Here is a 20,947-nt window from a genome sequence, read left to right as displayed (position 1 = left end):
CCGCAATGCACCACGGCTGCGCGGCACCCGGGTGTCAGTGCTTGCTGCGTGGGTCCAACCGACCAACGCCGTACCAGCGTTCCTTCGGAACATCCATGCCCGAACACAGCGCTTCCCACACTTGCCGCGCATCGACGCCATCGTCGAGTGCCTGTTTGGCGGTGCGGTCATTCAATCCGTCGAGCACGACATCCCGCACGACGCTTGCGCCGTACACGTCACCAAACTCATCGGCAACGGCACGCTGGAATTCACTCAATCGCATCCGAATATCGTACTCGGGAAACGAAGAACGCCTCGGCACACTCAAGGTGACGAGACGTTCTACTGTGACTCATCGATCACACCGGGTCGATGGTCAAACGCCCACGGCTCTCGCTAGTGAGCGCCGACAGGCTCGTGGTGGGTGTTCAGGATGTCGTCGGGCACCGTGTCGGGAATGACACCGGCCAGGCGCTGTTCGCGCAGCTCGTTCTCTTCATGTACCGAGAGACGGTTACCCACCTCGTGGTAAATCTGCGAAAGCGGCGTATCAAGTGCTCCAGCTACCGATGCGAGGATCTCGCTCGATGCCTCTTTTTGGCCACGCTCTATCTCCGAGAGATATCCAAGCGCCACGGATGCACGACCGGCGACTTGCCGGAGAGTGGCGCCTTTGCGAAGGCGGACGTTCCGAAGCACCTCTCCCATTTCATGACGGACTAGCACCATGCGGAACCTCCCTTTCTTGTTGTTACTTTGGTGAGGCTCATGAAGTTTATAACTCACTTCTGAGAGAATTCATTCCCGGCTAACCGGAAATCCTCAGAGTTCTGCTTGAATGGCGAGATGCTCGAGTAAATTGAACAGCGCAGCCTCGACCGTCGCGAAACGGATGCGCTGGCGAGAACCGATCGGATCCTCTTCCCGAACGAGGTTCGAGAAGTCGAGCGCAGCAACGTGCTCTCCCCAGAGCGACGAGATGCCGATGAACACCGTGCCAGCCGGCTGGTCTTTTGCAGACGGGTCTGGCCCGGCGACTCCCGTGGTCGAGATGCCAATATCGGCGTGCCGATCGTGCATCTCAAATTTCTCACGCACACCTTCGGCCATCTGCAAGGCCACATCCTTATGCACGGAGCCGTGCTCGTGCAGCACGCGCTGATCGACATCGAGGAGTGAATGTTTGATTTCGTCTTGGTAGGCAACAATGCCGCCGAGAAATGACTCGGAGATTCCCGGAACTCGTACGAGTTCAGAGGCGAGTTCGCCACCAGTGAGTGATTCAGCTACGGCAATCGTGAGGTGTGCGTCGACCAGTATTTGCGCGAGTTCGAGTGCCTGCGCTGACGGTTCGTTATAGCCACTGTGCACCGGTGGTAGCGGCGGCAACTCCGCCGAATCGGACGTTGCGGCATCGCCGTCGGCGGTAATTGGCGGAATCATCTGCGCGTCCTCAAGCTGTTGATCTGAAGGGGGCTGAATTGGGCTCGTTTCAATATTCCGGTTCTTCGAATGATCCGACATGAGCGTCCTCCACCTTCAGTGCTTCCTCGCTAATCGCGCTTCCGTGGAAAGTATGCACGGAAAAGGTAGTCAATTCCCGACCAAAGGGTAAGCACGAATGCGAGTGCCATGACTGCGGTATTGACCCAGTGCATCCAGTCGCCCAAAATCGCCGGGAATGGTGCAATCGCCAGGGAAATCGCGACGGCCTGCACGACGGTTTTGAGTTTGCCGCCTCGACCGGCTGGCAGCACAATTCTTCGCACTTCAATGAGTCGCCAGATGGTGATGCCAATTTCGCGAAGCAGGATGAGTCCGGTAACCCACCAGGGCAGTTCCCCGATGATGGACAAGACGATGAGCGCGGCACCGGTGAGTGCCTTATCCGCAATCGGATCAAGAATCTTCCCAAAATCACTGATGAGGTTTCTGCTGCGCGCAAGGTAACCGTCTACCGCATCCGACCCAATACCGACGACAAAGAGTGCCAGCGCAAGCCATCGAAGCGGGCCGCCCTGGCCATCGTCCGCAATCATTGCCCACACCAGCGCCGGCACGAACAGAATGCGGATGATAGTGATGATGTTTGGGACTGCCCATACGCTCACCGGCTCTTCGCCGACGCGCCAAATGCGCTTATTCACTTATTGCTCCTCGCGCTAATCGCGGCCGGTGAGGCCCCAAGCGTCCTCGCTGTCTTCATCGGAGTCACTTTCGACCTCCTCGAGCCCCTCGTATTGGGCTGCGACCTGGTCTTCCGGGCCACCGTACTCAGTTTCTGACTCGGTGGGCGCCGCGCCGGCGGGCGGTTCGTCGCCGCGGATCATTGCCAGTACCTGCGGCAATTCTTCCGGGGAACGCAGCACGTCTCGTGCCTTCGATCCTTCGGATGGCCCGACGATCTCGCGCGATTCCATGAGGTCCATGAGCCGTCCCGCCTTGGCGAACCCGACGCGCAACTTCCGCTGCAGCATTGAGGTCGAACCAAACTGCGAAGTGATCACCAATTCGGCTGCTGCGAGCAGCGGTTCAAGATCATCACCGATGTCCGCGTCGATCTCCCGCTTCTCGGCGGGCGCATTGATATCGGTGCGATATTCGGGTTGTGCCTGTTCCTTGACATGGCGGACAACCTGGGTGATCTCTTCGTCATCAACCCAAGCGCCCTGCACACGAATCGGTTTCTGGCCGGCTGGCGAGAACAGCGCGTCACCCTGACCGATTAGTGTCTCCGCACCAACCTGGTCGAGGATCACTCGTGAGTCGGTGGAACTCGTCACCGAAAACGCCAGCCGGGAGGGCACGTTGGCCTTGATCAGACCGGTCACGACATCCACCGAAGGTCGCTGGGTGGCGAGCACGAGGTGGATTCCGGCGGCACGTGCAAGCTGCGTGATCCGCACGATCGAGTCTTCCACGTCGCGAGGAGCGACCATCATCAGCTCGGCAAGCTCATCCACCACCACGAGCAAGTACGGATAGGGCTTGAGTTTGCGCTTGGAGCCCTCGGGGACATGCACTTCGTTGGCGCGAATTGCGGCGTTGAAATCATCAACGTGACGGAACCCGAAGTTCTCCAGGTCGTCGTAGCGCATCTCCATCTCTTTAACCACCCATTGCAGCGCTTCCGCCGCCTTCTTGGGGTTCGTGATGATCGGAGTAATGAGGTGTGGGACGCCCGCATAGGGAGTTAGTTCAACGCGCTTCGGGTCAACCAAAACCATCCGCACTTCGGATGGTTTCGAGCGGGTGAGCAGCGACACGATCATCGAGTTCACGAAGCTGGATTTACCGGATCCGGTCGAACCCGCAACGAGCAGATGCGGCATCTTCGCGAGGTTCGCGAGCACAAACCCGCCCTCAACATCCTTACCAACACCGATCGTCATGGCATGCTTCGCGTTCAATGCCTTTTGCGAACCAAGCACGTCGCCGAGACGAACAACCTCGCGGTCGGTATTGGGGATCTCCACACCGATCGCGGACTTACCCGGAATTGGCGACAGGATGCGTACCTGATTTGATCGCACGGCATACGCAATGTTCTTGGAGAGCTGCGTGACTTTCTCCACCTTGGTGCCGGGGGCCACTTCGACTTCGTAGCGGGTGACCGTCGGTCCGCGGGAGAAGCCGGTGACTTTGGCTTCCACCTTGAAGGATGCGAAGGTCGTGTTGAGTGCTTCAATCACTTCTTCGTTCGCTTCGGTATGGGTCAGCGCTGGTCCGCCGCGTTTGAGGAATGACTGGGTTGGCAGCTCGTAGTCATCGGCCTGGTCATCGGCGCGGGTATCCCAATCCGCGGTGTCGTCTTCTTCAACCGCGGCAAGCGCATCAGCTTCGCTCGGTTCAGAGGATGCTGGTGCCGAGGTAGTCGGCAGTACCTGCGTTGCGGCTGGATCGACAGCGTCGTCCCGGGAAGCGGGTGAAATCACCTCGGTGGAGTGGTCTTCGGGCTTCGCGCCAGCGGCTGCAAACTCCACGGTGGGCTCATCCTGCGCGGATTGCTTGCGCTTCTTGCCCTTCGGGCCGCGCCCGTTTGGAATCACCTTCGTCTCGGCCTCTTCGAAGAGCGACTCGACCGCTTCCGTGCCCTCGCGATCATCCGGTTCGATGAGCGGCGTGTCATAGGCGGGGTCCATTTCTCGACCCGAATCGTTACGGCGCCACCAGGGCACCCGTTCACGATCACGTTCGATACCGCTATCGGCATCCGCTTCGGTGCTTTCGGCTCCAGACTCGCGGCTCTTTTCACCAGGCTGTTCTGCGCCGACGAGCCAGTTCCAGCCCGCACGGATACGGCTCGGTAACTGTCGCGGGGGCGTCTTGGTGATTACAAAGAGTGAAAGCAGGAATATCAGCGAGAGCAGAATCGTAGCGCCGATGGGGGTGATCAGGAAGCCCAGCGGAGCCCCAATCATCCACCCGAATACGCCACCCGCGGTGGCGAGCATCGGCATCCCCTCAGCTGGCTGCGGTTGACCGCCGTGGAGGTGGCAAATTCCGCAGGCACTGAAGAGTGCCATGGCAAGGCCGAACATGATTCGCCCGTTGTCGTCCACCGAGGACGGGTGACGGAACAGCCACAACGCCAGCCCCATAAGAATGACCGGCATTGCGTACGCGACGACGCCAAAGAGTCCACCGAAGGTAAAAGAGTTAAGCCCGCTTGCGAATGCATTGGCCGGGAAAAACCACACGGTAACCGCGCCCGCAATCGCGAGCAGGAACAGCACCATCGGAAAAGTATCGCGACGGTCTTCCTTAGCAATACGCTCCGGCCCCATCGCTCGAGCTGCGCCGCCGACTGCGTGCGCGAGCCCATTCCAGGCACGCGTACCGAGCGCCTGTTCTTCTACGGTGAGCTGGACTTTGGTGTCTTGCTGTTTTCCGGAAGACTTCGTCGACCGGCCACGGGACCCCGTATTGGAGCCCGTGCTCCGGTTTTGGGCACGCTTCGGCGACGAATTAGACATACCTCAACGGTACCGTCACCCTCCGACAGAGCCGAGCAACCTTGCGGAGTGCCCCAAAAAAACAACCGGGGCCGAACCTCAGTGAAGCGGTTCGACCCCGGTGCGCTGCGGTTTAGCGCAGGTTATTTTGCAGGCTCGTTCGGGTTGGCGAACGTCACCACCGGAACGATCATCGGGCGGCGACGCTGCTTCGTCCCTGCCCAGCGGCCGACGATGCGACGTACCGCCTGCGACAGGCGATATTTGTCACGAACCCCGTCATCCAGCGCATCCTCAATAGCCTTGCGGACCTGCGGGATGAGCGGTTCAAATACTCGGTCGTCAGGCGCGAAGGCGCGAGCATGGATCTCCGGTCCGGCGACGATGGAACCGTCGGTGGGATCAATGACGGCGAAGATGGAGATGAATCCCTCTTCGGAAAGCACCCGGCGATCCTTAATGTCATCTTCGGTGACGGACCCAACGGTCTTCCCATCGACGTACACGAAGCCAACCGGAATATCAGCGACCTTGCGCGGGATACCCTCAACCATGTCGATGACACCACCGTTTTCGGTGATGATCATGTGGTCTTCAGCGACACCGGAGCTCGCAGCAATCCGCGAGTTCGCCACGAGGTGACGGTATTCGCCGTGCACGGGCATGGCGTAGTTCGGCTGGATCATGTTGTAGCAAGCGAGCAGCTCTTCCGAAAACCCGTGGCCCGAGACGTGAACGTGCGCATTGCCCTTGTGGACAACGTCAGCACCCGCCTTCATGAGGTTATTGATCATGTTGGACACGGGAATCTCATTGCCCGGAACGAGGCTGGATGCGAGTACGACACGGTCACCCTCGCCAACCTCAATCGCGTGATCGTGCTGGGCAATGCGGTTGAGCACCGCGAGCGTCTCGCCCTGCGAACCGGTGCAGATGAAGACCACCTGGTTGCGCTGCATACCGAGCGCCTTCTTGTAATCAACAAGCACGCCGTCCGGAACGTTGAGGAAGCCAAGGTCCAGGGCGATGCCCATATTGCGGGTCATTGACCGGCCAACAAGGGCGACCTTGCGACGGTTTTCAACCGCGGCATTAATCACGTGCTGAACTCGGTGAATGTGGCTCGCAAAGCTCGAAACCACAACGCGACCCTTCGCGGTGCGAACCGCTTCGTGAATCGCTGGGCCAACGCTCATCTCGCTACCGGAGTGCCCCGGTACTTCCGCGTTGGTGGAGTCGCACAGGAAGAGATCCACGCCTTCTTCACCGAGGCGACCAAACGCTCGAAGGTCAGTCAATCGACCATCCATCGGAGTCGGGTCGAGCTTGATGTCGGCGGTGTGGATGAAGTTTCCGGCTTCCGTTGACACGTGCACGCCGAGCGAGTCCGGGATCGAGTGGTTGATTGCAATGAATTCGCAGGTGAAGGGACCGAATTCTTCGATGTCACCCTCAGTGACGGTGAGCGTATACGGCTTGATTCGGTGTTCCCGCAGCTTCGCTTCCACGAGTGCGAGCGTCAGCGCCGAGCCAATCAATGGAATATCCGGCTTGCGCTTGAGGAGATAGGGCACGCCACCAATGTGGTCCTCGTGCCCGTGGGTGAGGAAGATGCCGACGATGTCGTCGAGTCGATCCATGACCGATTCGATATCGGGCAGGATCAGGTCAACACCGGGCTGGGTGGACTCGGGAAAGAGCACGCCGCAGTCGATGATGAGGATTTTGCCGTTGATCTCGAAGGAGGTCATATTGCGGCCAACCTCGCCGAGCCCACCGTGCGGAATGATGCGCATTGTGTCGCGCTTCAGCTTGGGGAGGTTCTGCTTTTGGGCAGCCTGGTTTGCAGTATCGGTCATTCAGTACCTGTCATTGTTGCGGTGTCACCCGCGTAGCGAGAGCTACCGGGTGGTGCCCGCGATCTTTGGAAGCGCGCCGCCTGCGGCTGCGTTCCGATCGGGGCGGAAGTTTGTGAAGTCAACACCGCCAAGTCCATGCACCTGTGCGACATCGTTCTCAATGAGTGTCGCTTCCGATTCTTCCGGACCGACGAGCGGCAATCGCACGCGCGGAGTGGAGATTCGGCCCAGGCCGTGAAGGATGTATTTGGTCGAGACGGTCCCAGGGATGTGCGTCATCGTTGCTCGAGCCAAAGGCTCTAGGAGCCGGTGTTCTGCGGTGGCTGCGGCGAGATCGCCGCGATTGACTGCGTCGACAATTGTACGGTATGGCTTTGGTGCGATGTTTGCGGTCACCCCGATCAGCCCCACAGCACCGATCGCGAGCGAGGGCAACACCATTGCGTCATCGCCGGAGAAGTAGAGCAAATCAGTCTCATTGAGCACGCGAGAGACCTCGGCGAGGTCACCCTTCGCATCCTTCACCGCCAGGATGTTCGGGTGCTTAGCCAGTCGAAGAATCGTTTCGTACTTGACCGGCACACCGGCGCGGCCGGGAATGTCGTAGACAAGCATGGGCAGATCGGTTGCGTCGGCGACCATCCGGAAATGCGTGAGCAAACCCGCCTGCGTGGGCTTGTTGTAGTAGGGCGTGACTGCCATGACCGCATCGGCACCGGCCTTGGCAGACTGCTTGGCAAGCTGGATCGCGTGTGCCGTCTCATTCGACGGGCCACCCTGGATGATCTTTGCCCGGTCGCCAGCGACCGCTTTGGATACCGTGATCAGCTTGAGCTTTTCTTCATCAGTGAGCGTCGACGTTTCGCCCGTGGTGCCAGACACCACGATGCCGTCAACGCCCTGGGTCACGAGTGTGTCAACGTGCCGCTCAACGTCGTCCCACGCGACTTCACCGTCGTGGTCCATGGGCGTAATGAGGGCAACGAGCACCTGGCCAAAAGGATTGTTTACAGTCACTGTGACAGCCTACCCCGCACGGCTTGGGACAGCACGAAACCGTGCACAGGCTGTCGTACTGCGAAGATAGACCGCATGGAATCCCAGCACCAATCACGCTCAAACCCGGAAGCGCGAGCGAAGTACCGCATCCGTTCCTTCTCGATGCGCGGCCACAACCGCATGGCGCGCGATTACGACGAGGTGCTCGAACAGCACGGTCCGACCTACATCATCGATGTTCCCGTTGGCCCGGCTGCGGCCACGGTGGCGCCGGATGCGCTGATCGACCTCACTGCGGAGTTTGACCGCGAGGCACCGCTCATCGTTGAGATTGGTCCGGGCAATGGTGAGCAGCTCACTCACGCGGCGCAGCAGCATCCCGACTGGAACTTTCTGGCCTTCGAGGCGTGGCATCCGGGGGTCGCCAAATGCGTTGGCAACTTTGCACGCGCTGAGCTCTCGAACGTGCGCATCATTGAGGCGGATGTCGCTCAGGCCTTGCCGATCGTCTTCGGGCTTGAAATTGTGCAGGATGATCGTGCGGTGCAGGGTGGCTCCGGTGTTGGTGTTGACGGCACCGGAATTGCCACGGGGCTGGTGGCTGCTTCGCACCAGAACGCGAAGAATCCTCGCGCCCACGAGTTGTGGACCTTCTTCCCCGACCCCTGGCGGAAGGCTCGTCATCACAAGCGCCGGCTCGTGAGCGATTTGTTCACCTTGACAGCTGCCGGAGTGCTCGAACCGGGCGGGATTTGGCGCATGGCCACGGACTGGGAGAACTACGCGTGGCAAATGCGGGATGTCATCGAAGCGGCTGCGTGGTTCGACAACCCGCACGTCGGTGAGCGACCGGATCCCGAGGATCGCGAACCCGAGCGCGGTGGGTTCGCGCCACGCTACGAAGGGCGCTTGCTCACCCATTTCGAGGAACGCGGAAGGCTCGCAGGCCGTCCCGCGCACGATATCGTCGGAGTCCGCCGTGAAGCGCCCACCCAAAACGGCTAGCGGTGGGCGGTAGCCTCGGCGATGTACCCCGTGTCGAGGTCTTCGAGCCGAACTGACGTGATGCCGTTGGCATCCACACGCACTGTTTCCTCGATGAGTGGCCCACTCTCGCGACGCACGACGGCGACTTCGCGGAGGTCTTCCACGTCTCGCAGTGCCGGGTCAAAGGGAACAACAATTTCGACGAGCGGGCTCATATCCCCGGTTGGTTCCCCCGCGTCATCGAGGGCCGAGTACTCGACGAATCGGAACCAGCCGACATTGTGCGCAGCTCGATATTGCCGTCGGGCAATGATTTCCCCGTGTTCATCCGGTCCCGCGGCTGGTTCGATCAGGGCGTCGAACGCAACCTGCTTTCCCGCATCCTGTTCGCGAAACACGCCGATCCCGCGCACCAGGCGGTCTCGTAGCGCATAGCCGGAGTCTGGGTCGGCAGCGATCGCGAGGCCGATGGCCGTGGATGCGGCCGGATGCGGTGAGCGGTGCACACGGCGCCCGAAGCGTTCGCGAAGCAGTCGTGGAATGAGCGGCAATCCCGAGGCTCCGCCGACGAGATAGATACCGGCTATGTCAGACCCCACCAGGTTGGTTGTGCCCTCGGCACCGAGCAGTTCACCCACCGTGGCGATCGAGCGTTCAACCAGCCCCTCGCACGCTTCGTAGTACGCATCCACCGGCACCGTGATGTCGGTGTCACCGAACTCGAGGAAAATGCGGCGCGACTGTGGCGCGATTCGCTCTTTCGCGCTGCGCGCTTCGTCGAGCAACCGGGCATGAGCGCGACGTCCAATCGCATCGTGTTCGAATCCGCCCGCTTGCTTCGCGAGGGTCGCGAGCACCTCGTCGAAATCGTCGCCGCCCAGCTGATTGATGCCGAGTGCTCGAACGATCTCGTGTTTCGTCCCTTGGATGTGCACCATCGATGCATCGAAGGTACCCCCGCCGAGGTCGAAGACCACCACGGTCGAGCGTTTCGTGTTGATGCCGCGCGGGTGTCGGTGCGTATATTCAAATGCGGCCGCGCTTGGTTCGTTCACGAGCGAGAGGACTTCGATACCCGCTTGTGCGAAGGCATCGAGCGTCAATAGCCGCTGCGCGCTGTGGGCGTTTGCGGGCACTCCAACCACCGCACGTAAGGGGCCGGTCGAAAGTGAATGACTCCGGATGACTTCGGCCACGTGATTCGCGAAGGCTGCCATCACTCGGCCAAGCGGGACAAGCTCTTCGCCAATACGCACCGGAGTCTCAGCCGTGCTGCCCGGTGCGCCGAGCAGTCGCTTGAATGAGCGAGCGACCGGTACCCCCTCGGCACCGAGCCGGACCGCATCCCACCCCGTCACGAGCCGATCGCCATCGAGCGCGACCTGTGTCGGGATGTAGTCTCGCGTGTCACCGTCGGCGTCATCGACAGTGAGCACTGGATAGTTGCCGCGGTCAGCCGCAGCGATGATCGTGCGGGTAGTCCCGAAGTCGATGCCAAGTCGCATAGCGCTAACGCTAGCAAGGCTGAGGAACGACTACACAGACTCCCGCACCGTACTCGGGGAAAGCTGCAAGTGCCGGTCACTCGCAGCAAGTTCTCCAACTCGGTGAGTGACACACACCACCGCGCGATTCGCGAGCGCAGAGCGCAGATCCCGCAGCAGATCCTCGGCTCCTTGCTCATCAAGGTGGGCAGTCGGCTCATCGAGCAGCACCACCGGTGCGTTCGTGAGTAGCGTCCGAGCAACCGCCACTCGCTGACGCTGGCCACCGGAAAGCCAGGAGCCATCTGCCCCGATCGGCGTATCGAGACCGGCGTCGAGCGAGTCGAGCAGCGGACCGAGCCCCACTCGTTCGAGTGTGAGTTCGAGTTCGAAGTCGGTTGGGATGTTGTCGGCCGGTCGTGCGAGGATCAAATTGCCGCGCAGTGTCGAGTTGAAGAGGTGGCTTTCTTGCGGACACCAGGCGATACGGTTCGCGGCGTCGGCACGAACCGGTACTCCCGAGACACGCACGTCGCCAGCGAGCACCGGCAAGTGGCCCATCATTGTTGCGAGCAGGGTCGATTTTCCCGAACCGGATGGTCCGGTGACGGTGAGCCAGTCGCCTCGCTCGAGCGTCACGGTGAGGTCCTCAAAGACCGGGGACTCTTGTTCGGGCCAGCCGGCATGCACCCCGCGCAATTCGAGCGCTGGCGCCAGTTGCGGTGTCGTGCTTGCGAGTTCGGCAGACTCCGACCGTGACTGCTTGATGCCGGCGTCCTGTTTGTTTGGTTCGGCTTCGGTTGCTTCGGCCTCGGTTGCTTCAATGCCGAGCACGCCGTCTACCGAATCGAGCAGTGAGCGCAGTCGCGGCCAGCGCTGCACCGCGGTCACGCCATCCGAAAGTGGCTCGGCGAGCGCGAGCATTCCGAGGGCGAAGGCGGCGAGAAGTTTCGCATCAATTCCGGCACCGGAAGCATCTTGCGCGAGGAGTCCGAGGCTCGCGGTGAGCCACAGTGCCGCTGCGATTGTCGCTCCCACGACGAGCGCGTTGGCTGCGCCTTGCGCCCACGCTGCGCGCCGCGTGAAGCGCATCGCTTCGGCTTCCAGGTCGGCGAGTTCACGCAGCGGCTCAGTTTCGACACGGTGCACTTGTAGGTCTCGTCCGGCTTCGAGCAGCGCAATAAATCGCTGTGAGAGTCGTGACCGCACCCGTTCTTCCTCGCGTGTCGCACGGTTATCCGCCACGCGAACGAGCGCCGGGGCCAAAACCAAAGCGACAATTCCCAACGCGAATAAGGGCGCGATCGCTTCCGGCAGCCAGATTGCGGCGGCGACGAGTGCCGCGACGACGGAAATCGAGGCCACGATCGGCGGTACCAGCACGCGAGGGACCTCATCACGAATCGCGTCAACTTCGCGGACGAGGAGGTCAAGCGCTGCCGGCCCCGTACGCAGTCGCTTGAACCGCAAGGCAGTGCTCGCGAGCGTGGTCCAGAGCTGTCGACGAAGTCGACCTGCGAGTCGGAATACGGCATCATGCACTTGCAGCCGCTCGAGATAGCGAAGTAGTGATCGACCGATCCCGAAGAATCTCACGCCCACGATTGCAACCATGAGCAGAAGAATCGGTGGCTGTTCGGCGGCGCGCACGATGAGCCAGCCCGAGATGGAGGTCTGCGTGACACCGAAAATCACCGCCCCCACGGCAATTAGGATGCCGAGTACAAAGCTCCAGCCCGCTGGCCGGAGCAGTCGCAGCAAGGACCGCGGTGTCGCGCGAGGCTTTCGCCCGCGACGTAATTCATCCGCCATCGCGTCGGTTTTCGCATCCTTACGTGATGGCTTTGTGCCGCGGTGGACAACGGTGTGTGCGACTCGGTCCCGTTCCCGGTGACCGGGCGCCATACTCGCCAGCACCGAACGCTCGTCATTTGCTCCGCTCACTCGCACGCGATGCGCACACATTTCGTGGACGAGCTCGTCGTGCGACGCGACAATCATTGTCGCCTTCCCAATACGACGCCGAATAGCGTCACGAACGAGTTCGGCCGAGTGCGGGTCGAGGTGGGCGGTGGGTTCGTCGAGGAGCACCGTGGTGGCTCCCGCATCGATGCGCAATAACACACGTGCAACCGCCAAGCGCCGCAACTCTCCGGGGCTCAGTGCGTGGGGTGGTGTGTGATCGGGGTCCGCGATTGATACGAGCAACCCCACTTCCTGCAGGACACGCATTACGGCGATCCTTGAAGAGCCGTCAAGTCGTGACTCCACGTCATATTCCGGCACCGACCGCGAGTCCGTGAGTCGCGCGTGCAACTCGAGCTCCGCCATGACGGTTTCGCCAAAAGCGTGGGGGTGCTGCGGCAACCAGGCCAATCGGTTCGGATCGATGCCCGTGACTCGGCCTCGCACCTTGGGCTGTGCGGATGCGTCGGTAACGACCTTCGCATCCGGGTCGGTATCGGCTCCAGCAACGGCATCCACATGCCCCAGCCGTCCAGCCAGTGCGGTGATCACCGTTGATTTTCCTGCACCGCTCGGTCCGTCAAGGAGCGTTAGTCCGCCGGCGTGTGCGCGGAAACTGAAGTCTTCGAGAATCGGCTCCCGCCCCTCGAACGCGACGCTCAGGCCGCGGACAGTCAATGTTTGCGGAACGGCCGGCTCCCGGGTTGCTTCCGCCGCATCCCACAGTGGCTGCGCTACAGGTTCTTCGCTCACCGCAGTTACGCGCTGTAGTGCTACGACGCCGTCTTCGGCGGCGTGATAGGCCGCACCGGCTTGTCGGAATGGCGCGTAGCAGTCCGGGGCGAGAATGAGCACGAGCAGCCCGATTTCCAGGTCGAGCCCGCCGTAAACGAGCCGCACTCCGATGAACACGGCGATCACTGCCATTGAGATGGTGGAGATGAGTTCCATCGCGAGGGAGGACATGAACACGGTCTTCAGCGTCTGCATCGTGCGCTGCCGATAATCATCGGAGAGCCGGTCGAGGGCGCCGAGTTGATCTCGAACTCGGCCGAGCCCGACGAGCACCGGCAGGCCGCGCGCGAGTTCGACCAGGTGCCCCGACATTCTCAACAGCGCATCCTGTGCTTTATCGACCGCATCTCGCGTCGTCAGCCCGATCAGGATCATGAACAGCGGCACGAGCGGAATCGTCAACACGATGATCACGGCGCTCAGCCAGTCAGCAAAGAGGATGCGAATGAGCAGGATGAGCGGGATGATGATTGCCGCAACCATTGACGGCAAGAACGTCATGAAGTATTCGTCAAGATCGTCGAGTCCGCGAGTGCCGAGCGTACCCATCGCGCCGGTGGGTTGGTCGCTACCGCGAAGAATTCGCGAAACAAGTCCGCGGCGGATTTCCGTCTTTCTTGCCGACACTGCACGCGCGGAAAACATTCGATTCGCCCATGTGGCAGCGGCGCGCAGCACGGCCCCGATTACCCCGATCGCGATTGCGGCAGGTTCAAAAGTGCCCTGGTTGAAGACCGCGGTGATTACGCGCGCGAGGGCCTCGGCGATGAGCACGAATCCCGTTGCGTTGATGGCTGCGACCACTCCGAGCACTACGAGCGCGCGTTTTCCGTCCCGACCGAGTCCGGCAATCGGTGATCGTGCCGCCCGTATTGATCGCGTCATTCGGATTTGTTCCCACGGTCGCTGACACCGTGTTCGACCGCCGGGATAGCAGGAACCACTTCGTGGAGTGGTGGGATGTGCCGTGTTGCGAGTCGTTTCGAGAAAATCCGGTAGCTCCATGCCTGGGTCACGACAACGGCTGGAATCCCCATGAGCGCAATGACGCTCATGACGCCGAGCGTGTACTCGCTGCTCGAAGCGTTCCATACGGTGAGGTTAAACGCTGGATCGATGGTCGACGGCAGTACCACCGGGTAGACCGCGACGAAAATCGCTGCCACACCAAAGGCCAAGAAGGTCGCCATCGCGATGAACCCCGCGCGCTGGCGACGTGCCCGGATGAATGCCATCGAGATCACGAGTGCCACGGCCGCAGCCACCACGAAGCTCCAGGTGAGGAAGCTGCCGGACTGCACCTGTACCCAGACCACCCACGCGACAAGTGGCAGCATGCCCACGATTCCCCAACGCAGCACAAAGGTGCGGGCGCGTTCTCGAATCGGTTCCTCAGTGCGCAAAGCGAGGAAGACGGCTCCGTGCACCAGGCTGAAGCACACGAGTGCGAGACCGCCGATCACTGCGGGCACGCTGAACCAGGCCCACACTCCGCCGACTCGGTCGCCATTGTCATTGATGGGCAAGCCGGTTGTGGTGATCGCGAGCATCGCGCCCACGGCGAAGGATGCGACGAGGGAGGCAATGGCCATTACCGCATCCCAGGTCTGTGTCCATCGCTCGGTGTGGTGCTTGCTGCGGTACTCGATCGCGACAGCACGGAAGATGAGTGCGAAGAGCGCGAATACGAGCGGTACATACAACCCGGAAAAGAGCGAGGCGTACCAGTCTGGGAAGGCCGCGAAGGTCATCGCCCCCGCCGTGATCAACCACACTTCATTGCCGTCCCAGACCGGACCGATGGTGTTGAGCAGCACACGTCGTTCAGTGGGCGTCCGAGCGATCCCATAGAAGTGCATGAGGACACCCATATCGAAGCATTCGAGTAGGAGGTACCCGAACCAGAGCACTGCGATAACAACGAACCAAATGCTCGGTAGATCCATGTTCATTCCTCAGTTCTGCGCGACGGCCGTGTGGGCTCGGAGATTCCGGTTAGAAAGCAAAGTCGAGTACGTCATCACGATGCCCTCGACCCTTGCCGTCGCGTGAGTCGGCGTCGTCCTTGTCCTCATCCTCGGACTCTTTCGCGAGCTCTGGCATCGCACTCGCGATACCACCGCGGACGTAATTGCGCATCAGGAAGAGTTCGACCACGAGCAGCACGCCGTAAATGACGGTGAATGAAATCAAGCTGAACAGCAGTTCACCCGCCGATACGCCCGGCGATACCGCGGCCGCCGTAAACATGAAGATGCCGTCGTTCATGACCGGGTTCGGCGCCACCACGAATGGTTGGCGGCCCATTTCGGTGAACACCCAGCCGCTCGAGTTCGCGATGAATGACAGCGCGATGGAAGCGATGGAAGCGCGCATGAGCCATTTCGACGCGGGCGCCGTTCCCTTGCGGGTCAGCCAGAGCGCGAGGAGGCTCGCAAATGCGGAGAGCCCACCGAATCCGATCATGATCCGGAATCCCCAGTAGGTCACCTCGACGATAGGCAAGTAGTCGATTTCCTCGCCCGAACGATCACCATACATCTCGTCTTCCGGCAGGTGCGTTCCGTATCGCTCTTCGTAGACTGGCAAGAGCTCGTTAATTCCGGGCACTTCGGTCGTGAAATCGCCCTTTGCGAGGAAGGAAAGTACCCCGGGAATCTCGAGAATCGGCGTGATGTCATCACAGTCTTTGGAGCCGAGGCTACCAACGCTGAGCACCGAGAAGGCCGTGCCCGTGTGGCACGCGCCTTCCGCGCTCGCCATTTTCAGCGGTTGCTGTTCGTACATCAGTTTGCCCAAGACATCCCCCGTTCCGAGGACGCCAACGAACGCAGCCAGGCTGACCACGCCCGCGATCCGCAGCGACCGCAGCCAGACCCGGTGATCAAGCGCGTCGCGACCGGGGATCGCGGGTGCCGCACCGACGATGACGTGACCCTTCGCATCCACCGTATCGATGCCGTCGTGGCGTCGACGCCACAGTTGATAGAAGGACACCCCGATGATGACTCCCGCCGCGACCATCAACGCGCCGAAAATCGCGTGCGAGAACGCGGCAATCGCCGTGCTATTCGTGAGCACCGCGAAAATGTCGGTCATCACTGCTCGACCATCGACGAGTTCGACACCAACCGGGTGCTGCATCCACGAGTTTGCGACGATGATGAAGTAGGCCGAGAGGATACTCGCAAGCACTGCACTCGCGAGCGAAAAGAGGTGGACGCGCTTCGACAGTCGCTTCCAGCCGAATATCCACATCCCGAGATAGATCGACTCGAAGAAGAACGCGAGTAAGCCTTCCATCGCGAGCGGCGCGCCAAATACGTCACCGACGAATCGGGAATACTCACTCCACGCGAGGCCGAATTGGAACTCTTGCACGAGTCCCGTGGCGACGCCCATGATGAAGTTGATCACGTAGAGCTTGCCCCAGAACTTGGTCATGCGCAGGAACATTTCGTTCCCGGTGCGCATCCAACGCCACTGCATGAACACGAGAATCGGTCCGAGCCCGATCGTGAGCGGCACCATCCAGTAGTGGTACACGGTCGTGATACCAAACTGCCACCGAGCAATCAGAACGGGATCGAGTTCCACGGGGTTCCTCTCAGAGGTGGTCAGACTGGGCCGGGTCCATTCGAAACGCTTGGCTCCGAAGGATTTGTGTTCTACGCTGTGTCGAAGACAGCTTCATTTCTACATCAAATAGAACTCGATTTCTACCTGATGTAGAACTGACCGGTGAAAGGGCAATGAACAATGGGCGAGTTGGAGAAACGACTCATGGAACTGCTGTGGCAAGCAGACGCTCCACAGTCAGCACTCGAACTACGCGACCAACTCGACACCGGTGCACCCGGCGCAAATGGCAAGCCCTACCCGGCGATCACGACAGTGCTCACGGTGCTGAGTCGACTCGAGAAAAAACAACTCGTCTCCCGCGAACGAAGCTCGCGCCCGCATCGCTATCAGCCTGTGCGCTCACAGGCCGACTACGTCGCCGACCTCATGCACGAAGCGCTCGCCGCCAGTGGGCAACGGGATGCAGTCCTCGCCCGCTTCGTCGGTCGGGTCGACGCGAACGAAGCGGAGACCTTGCGCCAGTTACTCGCGGACTAGCCCTTCGGTGCTGGCTCTCTCACTCGGCCTCGCGGCGCTCGCGATCGCACTCGCGTGGCCGGTACCGATCTTGCTTTCCCGAGCGCGCTGGACGTGGCGCTCCCCCACTTTGGCGCTCGTACTGTGGCAAGCGATCGCGCTCGCGGGTGGCTTCTCGATGCTCAGCTCGCTGCTCGTCTTTGGGCTGCAGTCCTACGGTGATTCACTGTCCGATGCCCTCGGTCATTTCCTGATTCGCGTCTTCGACGGGAGTCTGTGGGCGGGCGATTTTCCACCGGGGTTCGGGTTTCTCCACGCGGCCTCGCTGTGTCTCGCGGCGCTGCTGTTCACCCATTTGATCTTGAACTTGGCGGTCACCACGACCAGCACCGTGCGTCATCATCGACGCCACCGGGACCTCATCGAACTGTTAAGTACCCCCGTCCCCGGGCAACGACACACTCGCCAAGTGGCCGTCGACACCCCGTTCGCGTACTGCTTGCCCGGCCTCACAAGTGACATGACTGTCGTATCCGAGGGTCTCGTGCGGCGGCTGAACGTCGAAGAGCTCGAGGCGGTCATCGCGCACGAACAGGCCCATCTCGAACAGCGACACACGGTCGTGCTCACGGTATTCGCTGCGTGGGCAAGCGCCCTGCCCTGGTTTCCGATCGCAACGCGTGCCGAAGAGTCGGTGGCGCTGCTGATCGAGATGCTCGCCGACGATTTGGCGCTGCGCAGTGTTTCTCGTGACGCACTCGTTGCCTCGATCAGGGTCGTTGCACTCGGCCAGCAGGCGCCGGTGAGTTCGACGCCGCTTCGATCAACGTCACCGGTATCGATACCTCCGACTGAAGACCCTTTCGCAAGCGTTCCCGACGCCTCGCCCCGCGAGCATTGGATCCCTCGCGCGATTAGGTTCTTGTGGGCCGCACCCCCGCGAACCAACCCGGTCGAAGCGCGAGTTCGGCGCCTGCTCGACGACCCGAATCCGCTGGGAACGGGTGCGCGCGGAGCAGTGATTACGAGCGCAGTGCTGCTCCTTGTGCTGCCGCCACTCGCGATCTTCTAGCAGCTGCTGCACTCCGTGCAGGCGGGCTTTTGTCTACTTACCCTTGGTCTCAACATCGCCCGACAGTGCGGCGATAAAGGCTTCTTGCGGCACCTCTACCCGGCCGACCATCTTCATGCGCTTCTTACCTTCCTTCTGCTTTTCGAGCAGCTTTCGCTTTCGCGAAATATCGCCGCCGTAGCACTTGGCAAGCACGTCTTTCCGGATCGCGCGAATATTTTCACGAGCAATAATGCGCGCACCGATGGCGGCCTGAATCGGCACCTCAAACTGCTGTCGAGGAATCAGCTTGCGCAGTCGCTCCGCCATCATCGTGCCGTAGGAATAGGCGCTGTCGCGGTGCACGATCGCACTGAAGGCATCCACCTTTTCGCCCTGTAGCAGGATGTCGACCTTCACGAGATCGGCCGACTGGTCCCCCACCGGCTCATAGTCGAGCGAGGCGTACCCCTGGGTGCGCGACTTCAACTGATCGAAGAAATCAAACACGATCTCACCGAGCGGCAGCGTGTAGCGAAGTTCGACGCGCTCTTCCGAGAGGTAATCCATCGAGATGAGGCTGCCGCGTCGCGTCTCGCAAAGCTCCATGACCTTCCCGATGTATTCCTTCGGCACCAGGATGGATGCGCGCACGATGGGCTCGCGAACCTCGTTGATTTTACCTTCCGGAAATTCGGAAGGGTTCGTGACGTGGTGCACCTCATTGTCCTCAGTCACCACGTCATAGGTCACCGAGGGTGCAGTCGTAATGATGTCGAGGTCGAACTCGCGCGAGAGCCGTTCGGTAATGATCTCGAGGTGCAGCAGCCCCAGGAAACCGACACGGAAACCGAAGCCGAGCGCAACTGAGGTTTCCGGCTCATAGTGCAGCGCCGCATCTTCAAGTTTGAGTTTGTCGAGTGCTTCTCGAAGTTCCGGATAGTCACCGGCGTCGATTGGATACAGCCCCGAATACACCATGGGTTTCGGTTCCACGAAGCCTTCAAGTCCCTCGGAGGTTGGGTTCCGTGCTGAGGTGACGGTGTCGCCAACTCGCGACTGTCGAACATCCTTTACCCCCGAGATGAGGTATCCCACTTCACCGACTGCGAGACCCTTTGCAGTGCGTGGCTCGGGTGCCGAGACGCCCATCTCCAGCAGGTCGTGGTTGGCACCGGTCGAGACCATCTGAATCTTCTCGCCATTTTTCAGCTTGCCATCGACCATCCGCACATAGGTCACCACACCGCGATAGGTGTCGTAGACCGAGTCGAAGATCATCGCCCGCGGTGATGCCTCGGGGTCACCGGTGGGTGCGGGGAGTCGATCGACGATGACGTCGAGGAGTTCCTTGACACCGTCGCCGGTTTTGCCCGATACCCGCAGTACGTCTTCGGGTGCACCGCCAATGAGGTTTGCGATCTCGGCGGCATAACGCTCGGGATCCGCGGACGGCAGGTCGATCTTGTTCAATACCGGGATCACCTCGAGGTCGTTCTCGAGCGCCAGATACAGGTTCGCGAGCGTTTGGGCCTCAATGCCCTGGGCCGCATCCACGAGCAGGATCGCGCCTTCGCAGGCCGCGAGCGATCGCGACACCTCGTAGGAAAAGTCAACGTGACCGGGTGTATCGATCATGTTGAGGATGTAGTCCTCTCCTTCGATATGCCAAGGCATTCGAACGGCTTGGGACTTAATGGTGATGCCGCGTTCGCGTTCGAGATCCATCTTGTCGAGGTACTGGGCGCGCATGACGCGGTCCTCCACCGACCCCGTGAGCTGCAGCATTCGGTCTGCCAGGGTGGATTTCCCGTGGTCAATGTGAGCGATGATGCAGAAGTTACGGATGCGCTCGGCAGGAGTCTCAAGCGGCTGCAAGATTTTGGGCGTGTTCGGCATGGTGTCTGCCATTGTCCCACGAACTCCAGCGCGAGCACGCAACTGACAAATCGATCACTATGTTTGGCAAATCTGCAGTAAAATGAACGTAAATAATCCCCGGTCCATCGCGAATAGGAACGCTATGTCTGACGACGTTCTGCCAATCTCTGCAATTCAGTTCAACGCGAATGCCTCCGACTGGCGGGCAGCCATTCGGATCAGTGGTGATTTGCTGGTTTCGAGCGGCGCAACCACCGACGAATACACCGAAGCTATGGTGAAAACTGTCGAGGAACTCGGCCCCTACATGGTCATTGCCCCCGGGTTCGCGCTCGCGCACGCACGTCCCTCCGAAGCCGTGAAGCAAACCGGGCTGAGTTGGGTGAAACTCGCCGAACCGGTCGAATTTGGCAGTGCCGCCAATGACCCGGTGGATCTCGTCGTTGGCCTGGCCGCCCTCGACCACGACTCGCACATCCAAATTATGTCGAAGCTTGCCGGAGTGCTTGCCAACTCCGAAGTACTTGCGCGCCTACGCGCATCCACCGACCCGGAAGAAATCCGCGCAGCCCTGCTCGGGAACTGACGGGTCCTCGCTAAGGAGAACAATGAAAATTATCGCCGTTTGTGGCATGGGTATTGGCACCTCGGTGCTGCTCAAAATGAATATTGACCAGGCGCTCGAAACACTCGGGATCGATGGTGAAGTCGAAGCTGCCGATATTTCCTCAGCGCGCGGTGCTGCCGCCAGCGCCGACCTGGTCATGACCAGTAGCGAACTCGTCGAACAACTCGGCGATGTCGACACTCCCATCATCGTTGTCGACAATTTTGTCGATCAGGACGAAGTCAAAGAAAAGCTGGAACAGGGGCTCAACCTGTAACATCCGG

The 20,947-nt window shown here is 60.7% G+C and carries 17 protein-coding genes; 5 read left to right on the top strand and 12 right to left on the bottom strand.

All coding sequences use genetic code 11. The features are described 5' to 3' along the window. Positions 1-34: 34 nt before the first annotated feature. The 7 genes from ACTHXA_RS10420 to dapA all read right to left on the bottom strand — a co-directional run bounded on the left by ACTHXA_RS10420 (position 35) and on the right by dapA (position 7,813). Positions 35-265: a DUF3046 domain-containing protein gene (locus ACTHXA_RS10420; RefSeq protein WP_441672079.1), complete on the bottom strand. Its 231-nt coding sequence runs from the start codon at positions 263-265 to the stop codon at positions 35-37. 113 nt (positions 266-378) lie between these two features. After that, positions 379-711 carry a helix-turn-helix domain-containing protein gene (locus ACTHXA_RS10415; protein ID WP_441672077.1) on the bottom strand — a complete coding sequence of 111 codons (333 nt, stop codon included), beginning with the start codon at positions 709-711 and terminating at the stop codon, positions 379-381. A 93-nt stretch (positions 712-804) separates the two neighbouring features. Further along, positions 805-1,425, bottom strand: a complete 621-nt coding sequence (locus tag ACTHXA_RS10410; RefSeq protein ID WP_441672075.1) for a CinA family protein — start codon at positions 1,423-1,425, stop codon at positions 805-807. Between the two features lie 110 nt (positions 1,426-1,535). After that, positions 1,536-2,129, bottom strand: a complete 594-nt coding sequence (gene pgsA, locus ACTHXA_RS10405) for a CDP-diacylglycerol--glycerol-3-phosphate 3-phosphatidyltransferase (protein WP_441672073.1) — start codon at positions 2,127-2,129, stop codon at positions 1,536-1,538. A 15-nt stretch (positions 2,130-2,144) separates the two neighbouring features. After that, the gene (locus ACTHXA_RS10400; RefSeq protein WP_441672071.1) at positions 2,145-4,958 is read right to left on the bottom strand and encodes a DNA translocase FtsK 4TM domain-containing protein; all 2,814 of its coding nucleotides are present in this window, start codon (positions 4,956-4,958) and stop codon (positions 2,145-2,147) included. A 122-nt stretch (positions 4,959-5,080) separates the two neighbouring features. Then, positions 5,081-6,796: a ribonuclease J gene (locus tag ACTHXA_RS10395; protein WP_441672070.1), complete on the bottom strand. Its 1,716-nt coding sequence runs from the start codon at positions 6,794-6,796 to the stop codon at positions 5,081-5,083. A gap of 42 nt (positions 6,797-6,838) precedes the next feature. Then, positions 6,839-7,813, bottom strand: a complete 975-nt coding sequence (dapA, locus tag ACTHXA_RS10390) for a 4-hydroxy-tetrahydrodipicolinate synthase (protein ID WP_441672069.1) — start codon at positions 7,811-7,813, stop codon at positions 6,839-6,841. 75 nt (positions 7,814-7,888) lie between these two features. Between dapA and trmB the strand changes: the two genes are divergently transcribed. Beyond that, positions 7,889-8,800 (top strand): tRNA (guanine(46)-N(7))-methyltransferase TrmB, encoded by a 912-nt coding sequence (trmB, locus tag ACTHXA_RS10385; RefSeq protein WP_441672068.1) that lies wholly within the window; start codon positions 7,889-7,891, stop codon positions 8,798-8,800. Here the strand turns inward: trmB and ACTHXA_RS10380 are convergent. Genes ACTHXA_RS10380 through ACTHXA_RS10365 form a run of 4 tightly spaced genes read right to left on the bottom strand, consistent with a single transcriptional unit; the run spans position 8,797 to position 16,623 of the window. Beyond that, positions 8,797-10,287, bottom strand: a complete 1,491-nt coding sequence (locus ACTHXA_RS10380; RefSeq protein ID WP_441672066.1) for an Hsp70 family protein — start codon at positions 10,285-10,287, stop codon at positions 8,797-8,799. The two genes, trmB and ACTHXA_RS10380, sit on opposite strands and share 4 nt — an antisense overlap. Before the next feature lie 30 nt (positions 10,288-10,317). Next, the gene (gene cydC, locus ACTHXA_RS10375) at positions 10,318-13,911 is read right to left on the bottom strand and encodes a thiol reductant ABC exporter subunit CydC (protein WP_441672064.1); all 3,594 of its coding nucleotides are present in this window, start codon (positions 13,909-13,911) and stop codon (positions 10,318-10,320) included. After that, positions 13,908-14,972, bottom strand: a complete 1,065-nt coding sequence (cydB, locus tag ACTHXA_RS10370; RefSeq protein ID WP_441672062.1) for a cytochrome d ubiquinol oxidase subunit II — start codon at positions 14,970-14,972, stop codon at positions 13,908-13,910. The genes cydC and cydB overlap by 4 nt, the downstream gene beginning before the upstream one ends. A 49-nt stretch (positions 14,973-15,021) precedes the next feature. Continuing rightward, complete coding sequence (locus ACTHXA_RS10365; RefSeq protein WP_441672060.1) at positions 15,022-16,623, bottom strand: cytochrome ubiquinol oxidase subunit I; 1,602 nt, start codon at positions 16,621-16,623, stop codon at positions 15,022-15,024. 162 nt (positions 16,624-16,785) lie between these two features. Between ACTHXA_RS10365 and ACTHXA_RS10360 the strand changes: the two genes are divergently transcribed. Both ACTHXA_RS10360 and ACTHXA_RS10355 read left to right on the top strand, forming a co-directional pair. Continuing rightward, positions 16,786-17,145 carry a BlaI/MecI/CopY family transcriptional regulator gene (locus ACTHXA_RS10360; protein ID WP_441672058.1) on the top strand — a complete coding sequence of 120 codons (360 nt, stop codon included), beginning with the start codon at positions 16,786-16,788 and terminating at the stop codon, positions 17,143-17,145. Between the two features lie 7 nt (positions 17,146-17,152). Then, positions 17,153-18,196, top strand: coding sequence for a M56 family metallopeptidase (locus tag ACTHXA_RS10355; RefSeq protein ID WP_441672056.1), 1,044 nt, complete (start codon positions 17,153-17,155; stop codon positions 18,194-18,196). A gap of 33 nt (positions 18,197-18,229) precedes the next feature. Here ACTHXA_RS10355 and lepA read toward each other — a convergent pair whose 3' ends face one another. Further along, positions 18,230-20,074 (bottom strand): translation elongation factor 4, encoded by a 1,845-nt coding sequence (lepA, locus tag ACTHXA_RS10350; protein ID WP_441672160.1) that lies wholly within the window; start codon positions 20,072-20,074, stop codon positions 18,230-18,232. A 124-nt stretch (positions 20,075-20,198) separates the two neighbouring features. Here lepA and ACTHXA_RS10345 point away from each other — a divergent pair, with 124 nt between their 5' ends. Next, entirely contained in the window at positions 20,199-20,642 is a 444-nt protein-coding gene (locus ACTHXA_RS10345; protein ID WP_441672054.1) for a PTS sugar transporter subunit IIA, read from the top strand. 22 nt (positions 20,643-20,664) lie between these two features. After that, positions 20,665-20,940, top strand: coding sequence for a PTS sugar transporter subunit IIB (locus tag ACTHXA_RS10340; protein ID WP_441672052.1), 276 nt, complete (start codon positions 20,665-20,667; stop codon positions 20,938-20,940). Positions 20,941-20,947: the final 7 nt, after the last annotated feature.

Origin of the sequence: Gulosibacter sp. (assembly GCF_052090685.1) — a bacterium.
GTDB lineage: Bacteria > Actinomycetota > Actinomycetes > Actinomycetales > Microbacteriaceae > Gulosibacter.
This window is presented reverse-complemented; position numbering and strand designations above follow the sequence as displayed.